A 5894-nucleotide genomic window follows, 5' to 3' on the forward strand; every position below is an offset into this window, starting at 1 on the left:
AAAAGCAGACAGATCGCGATGCCATAGGCAACGGTCCCGTAGCTGTTTCGCCCCACATCTTCCACCGCGGGAAGCAAATTCCAACGGTGATTGATGAAGGCGAGCAGGGTGACCACCAGAGCACAAGGCACTGCAATGAAGAAAGGAATATGGAGAAGCCAGGCGAGTGGCAGAACCGGTCCAGTGCCAATGTGAACAATCTTGCGACTCAATTCGCGTTGATGAGGCCAGAGGCTGCGGCAGGCAAGAGCGCTGCCAAGGACACCAGCCATCCAGAGGGCGATGAGCAACAGAGATGGCAGAGGCAAGGACGACTCAGGCAGCCTGCTGATGATTGGTCATCGTGCGTAATTTCAAAATGGCTTTGGATTCCAGTTGGCGTACGCGTTCTCGCGACACATTGATCTGACGGCCAATTTCGGCAAGGGTGAGAGGTTCTTCGCCACCAAGTCCAAACCGTAAACGCAAGATTTTTTGTTCGCGCTCATTCAGCTGTGAGAGCCAACCGCCCAGGTGCTCCTTCTGAATGCTGCGATCCATACCTTCCATCGGCTCATCGCCGTTGGGATCTGGGATCAGTTCACCAAGGGTGCTGCGGTCTTCTTCGCCTCGGGCGTGAGCATCAAGAGAGGCGCAGGGGGCGCTTTGGGCGATGAGCTCTTCGAGATCTCTCGGTTCAATGCCCATGGCATGGGCTAATTCCAAGCGGTTTGGTTGACGCCCGAAACGATGGGAGAGCTCCCGGGTGATCTTGCGCATCTTCGACAGCTTTTCACTGATGTGAATTGGCAGGCGGATCGTGCGCGCACTGTTGTCGATCGCCCGTGTCATGCCTTGGCGAATCCACCAATAGGCGTAAGTCGAGAACTTGTAACCCATGGCTGGGTCAAATTTATCGACAGCACGCTCAAGACCGATGGCCCCTTCCTGAACAAGGTCGAGAAGTTCGAGACCTTGGTTTTGGTATTTCTTGGCGACACTCACCACCAACCTGAGGTTGGCTGCCATCATCCGATCGCGTGCCCTCTTCCCCATTCGAATGCGATGGCGTTGTTTGGGTGTGCGTTCTTCTTCTTGTATGTCCAGAAGTTCTTTCATGGCTTGCACATGATGTGCAAGCTCAATTTCTTCAGCAGCTGTAAGAAGAGGAACGCGACCAATGCTGCTTAAGTAATGACCAATGGAATCGGTGGCTAAGCGACCGCTAGAACGATTCCCCCGACCAGGGGTTGTGCCACCTGCGCGATTGGTCGCACTGCGGCGACTGGCTGTCGGCAATAAAAGTTCCTTGGAAGTGCTTTTAGGGGCAGCTTCTTTGGACTCCAGAGGGATCCCCATCACCCTGGCCTCCTAATGAATTTGGGCGCAATTTAGCACCTTGAGGGCTGATGGATTGATGTAAATCTGAAGCTTTTCGGTAACTGGTTATTTGGAGCCGTTGGTGGTGTCAATTGCTACGGAAATATATGATTTATTTCTTTTTTTGGCTTTTCGTTGCTGTAGCGACTTGCTAGCGATTTGGTTGAACTACTGAGCTTCCTTTCCAGTCCTCAATTAACTGCAATTGGGAGTTGCGTTCTTCTCCCTCTGGATAACGCTGAATAAAAGTACCGTCGGTTTGCATGTCCCAAGCACCCCTGTTGTCGCTTAGGTAGCGTTCAAGCAGACGTTCGAGCTGTGCTCTTAAGTCAGGATCATCGATGGGGGTAACCGCTTCGACTCGTCGGTCAAGATTGCGAGGCATTAAGTCGGCGCTACCGATGAACACCTCCGGCTCGCCCCCGTTGTTAAACCAAAAAATACGTGAATGCTCCAAGAATCTGCCAATGATGCTGACCACGCTGATGTTGTCGCTAATGCCTTCAAGGCCGGGGTAAAGGCTGCACATCCCTCTGATGATTAATTGGATCGTGACTCCGGCTTGAGAGGCTTCATACAAAAGGGCAATGATTCCTGGATCTACCAGAGAATTCATCTTCGCTTTGATCGATCCACCACGTCCTTGCTGGGCGTGTTCGATTTCACGGCGAATCAATTCTTCCATGCCTTTTCTTAAGGAGACAGGCGCGACGAGTAGCTTGCGAAAGCTTTGTTGCTTAGAGAAGCCGGTTAAATAGTTAAACAACTCCACGAGGTCCTGGCCGAGTTCTGGTCTTGCTGAAAGCAGACCTAGATCGGTGTAAAGACGTGAGGTTTTGGAGTTGTAATTGCCCGTGCCGATGTGGACATAGCTGCGCAAGCGTTCTTTCTCTTTGCGTACAACCAGAACAATCTTGGTGTGCGTTTTAAGGCCAATGACGCCGTAGACCACATGCACTCCTGAGCGTTCCAGATGTTTGGCCCACTGAATATTGTTGTCTTCGTCGAAACGTGCTTTTAGTTCGACCAGGGCCATCACCTGTTTCCCGTTTTCTGCTGCACGGATGAGTGCTGCGATGATCGGAGAATCTTTGGAGGTGCGGTAGAGGGTCATTTTGATGCCCATCACGAGGGGATCATCTGCTGCTTGATTGATGAATTCCTCGACCGACGTGGAAAACAAGTCGTAAGGGTGATGCAGGAGAACATCGTGGCGGCGTATCACCGAAAAAATGCTCTCGAATTCCTCTTCTTTGATGGATCCGTCTTCCAACATGCCTCTCTGAGTTCGACTGAGGACGGTGGGAGTTTGACCTGAGTGCGTGGTGTCTTTTAGGTGTGGTAGGGGCAGGCTCATCAAGCCGAAGAGGTCATCGAGCCCGAGAGGTCCGTTCACCCTGTAGAGGTCTTCTTCAACAACGGACATTCCCTCCATCAACATCTCCATGACGTCTTGAGGGGTGTCGTCAGCCACTTCCAGGCGGACCACTTCACCACCCATGCGCCGCTTTCGCAGGCCTTGTTCGATTGCGATCATGAGATCGTCGGCTTCAAGGTCGCGGAGTTCCAGGTCTGCATCTCTGGTGACCCGGAAAAAGTAATGCCCTTCAATGCTCATTCCTGGAAAGAGCAAGCTGAGATTGAAGGCAATTACCTGCTCAAGTGGTACTGCCGTGTGCGTGGCCTTGGATTCATCGCTGCCAAGCTCAACTGGAATCGATACAAAGCGAGGAAGGATCTTTTGAGGGACCTTCACTCGAGCGAGTTGGCGTTGGCCCGAATCTGGGTCATGGATCAGGGCGGCCACATTGAGGCTGAGATTGCTAACGAATGGAAAGGGATGGGCAGGATCCACAGCCAGGGGCGTTAAGACCGGAAAAATTGCCGTTTGAAAGAAGTTGTCCACCCAGTGACGTTGTGCTTCGTTCAGTTGTTCGTAGTTGAACAGAAAGACTCCAAAGTCTTCGAGGCCTACGCGGAGATGGTTGAGGTAGTGCTTTTGTTGGGCTTCCAGCAGAGCTGAGAGCTGGTTGCGAATCTCATGGAGTTGCTCCCGGGGTGTCAGGCCGTCCTCGCTTCGCTTGTCGATGCCGGCCTCAACCTGAGACTTCAAGGACGCCACGCGCACCATGAAAAACTCATCAAGGTTGTTGCTGAAAATGGCGCTGAATTTGGCCTGTTCCAACAACTGCGTTCTTTGATCAAGCGCCTGAGCCAACACCCGTCTGTTGAAGGCGATCCAGCTGAGTTCCCGATTGATGTAGAGATTCTCGGGAAGCATGTCGCCGTTAATGATGTGTCTTGAGCACTGTGCTCGCAAGGGAAAGGTAGCAATCGTCCGTCAGCCTGTGGTGTGTTCAAGGGGACTGCGGGTCACCAAGAGCACAACGACCACGAGCAATCCAGCGCCTCCAAAGAATGGACTGGTTTGACCGAGGAGGTCGTAGCCCAGTCCAGCCAATGGTGGACCTAAAAAACTGCCAAGACTCTGCAGTGCTTGCAGGCTGCCAAGGGCTGCGCCTTGTCCTTCATCGCTGAGACGTCGAGATACGAGGCTGCGAAGGCTCGGGGTCACGAGACCCGTTCCGCTGGCCAAAATCCCTACAGCTGTAAACACTCCGATCCTGGCTTGCTCAGGATTTGTGGTGGGGATCAGCAAGCAGCCGGCGATGACGAAACCGAGGCCGATCAACGTGAGTTTCCACTCCCCAAAACGATTCACCAACGGACCGATCAGTACACCCTGGACCACGGTGGCGACGACCCCAACAATCAAAAAGGCAGTGGTAGCCAGCTCTGGCCCCCAGTTGAATCGCTGCTTGAAATAGAGCACCAGGATTGCGGTGAAGCCATTAAAGGCAAGAAAAAATAGAAAAAAGCCCAAGGCCAGACGCCCGACTGCTGGATTGCCAATCACCCGCGCGATTTGAGCGAAAGGGTTGAGCTCCCGTTTGCGAGGAAGCACGCGGCGCTCTGACACCGGATGGGTTTCAGGGAGCAACGTCAATACAACGACAAGATTGAACACGGCGAAGCCGGTTGCCACCCAGATCGGCAGCGTGACGGCAATGCGGGCCAATTGGCCGCCCAGAAAGGGTCCGATAATGAAACCAAGGCCGAAGGCCACCCCGATCAATCCGAAGGCCCTTGCGCGTTTTTCCGGCGGTGTGATGTCTGCGAGTACAGCACCTGCCGTTGCGGCTGTTCCACCGCTCACCCCATCGATCAGACGGGCTCCAAACAGGAGAAAGAGGGGCAACACAGCACCGGTGGGCCAGTCTTGGCTCACCGTGGTCGCGAACAGTCCGAGGCCCAGGACGGAACCACTCACGCAGATGGCGATCACGGGTCGGCGGCCGAAGCGATCACTCAGAGCACCGATGAATGGAGTTGCTCCGAACTGTGCGAGGGCGTAGCTGCCAGCTAGCAGACCAAGGGTGCGACCGTCGGCATTGAACGATGCCAACAGATATGGCAGCAATGGAAAAACAATGCTTTCGCTCAGTCGGTCATTGAGCAGCGTTAGAAACGCACTAAATAACGTTGGAACGTGTGGACGGCGCACGTTCGATCGAGGCGGTTATTCACCTTCCCACAGTCGCTCGCCACTCGATCAGTTGCTCTAAGACGGCAGCGCCAACGCCATTGCTTTGCATGGTTTGAGCCTCTTCCACACCCTCCTCCAAGCTTTTGCTGACTCCGCACAACCACAGATAACAGCCTGTGTTCCAACGCAAGGACTGGGCCATCGGCCCCTGACCCAGAAGTGCTTCTTTGGCGTGGGTAGCCCAGACCTCCTCTGATTCCCAGCGGGGATCATTTCCGAAACAGCCATGATCACGGGGATGAACGATGTGTCGTTCGGGCTCACCTGAGTTGTGAATCCGCGCCGTGATCCCTGCCCGACTGACAGGCAGGTCAGTGCCGCCTTCTAAGCCCTTCACGGTGATGACTTCCTTTTCTCCGGCGAGCTCCAGGGCTTGCCAGGCTCGGTTTTCCGTCGGGGGATGGACAAAACCACTGACAAGCAGGTGATGCCCTTGGTGTGCGGTCCAAAGCAGCTCGGCGCTGGCTAGTGGAGGGCGTTTCCCGAGATCATCTCGAGCGGGAATCAGAGCCTCGCCCAGGGGGAAGTGTTCCGGTTGATAAATCAGGGCAAGACCATGCAGGTTGAAACCTGTTTGAACATCCTTGAGAGACAGTTCATGCAAGTTGAGCCCGATCGAAGCAAACAGTTCTGCGGCGGTGATTCCAAATTTCACCGGCATTCGCCTCCCTCCTTGCAAGACCACAGGCTGACCAGACCCCACCAACATCAAGGCCGTTAAGGGGTAGATCGGTGCCGTGCGGGATCGGCCATCAAAGGGCATGCCAAAGCAGATCGGCCGGCGTTGACCGGGTTCACTGAGAAGACAGGGACCAAGACGTTTATAGGTGTCGAGCATGCCGGTGAGCTCCTGAGGCTCGGGCCGGCGAATGCGATGGGCAATCAAAAAGGCGCCGATTTGAACGTCTGATGCTCCTCCCGTGAGCAT

At 54.3% G+C, this 5894-nt stretch carries 4 protein-coding genes and 1 pseudogene; all 5 read right to left on the bottom strand.

Features of this window, described 5'->3' with window-relative positions; all coding sequences use genetic code 11:
• Window positions 1–272 (bottom strand): annotated as a pseudogene (locus NCN04_RS06790) (diacylglycerol/polyprenol kinase family protein); the annotation flags it as partial.
• A 43-nt stretch (window positions 273–315) separates the two neighbouring features.
• Window positions 316–1338, bottom strand: a complete 1023-nt coding sequence (locus NCN04_RS06795) for an RpoD/SigA family RNA polymerase sigma factor (protein WP_250395587.1) — start codon at window positions 1336–1338, stop codon at window positions 316–318.
• Between the two features lie 172 nt (window positions 1339–1510).
• A complete protein-coding gene (gene ppk1 / locus NCN04_RS06800) occupies window positions 1511–3640 on the bottom strand; it encodes a polyphosphate kinase 1 (protein WP_250395588.1) in 2130 nt (709 codons plus the stop codon).
• A gap of 60 nt (window positions 3641–3700) precedes the next feature.
• Window positions 3701–4924 (bottom strand): MFS transporter, encoded by a 1224-nt coding sequence (locus NCN04_RS06805; protein WP_250395589.1) that lies wholly within the window; start codon window positions 4922–4924, stop codon window positions 3701–3703.
• A 19-nt stretch (window positions 4925–4943) separates the two neighbouring features.
• Window positions 4944–5894 (bottom strand): anthranilate phosphoribosyltransferase family protein (locus NCN04_RS06810; RefSeq protein ID WP_250395590.1); only part of this gene is annotated, 951 nt, incomplete at its 5' end.

The organism is Synechococcus sp. MU1655 (assembly GCF_023630655.1).
In the GTDB taxonomy this organism is placed as follows: Bacteria; Cyanobacteriota; Cyanobacteriia; order PCC-6307; family Cyanobiaceae; genus Synechococcus_C.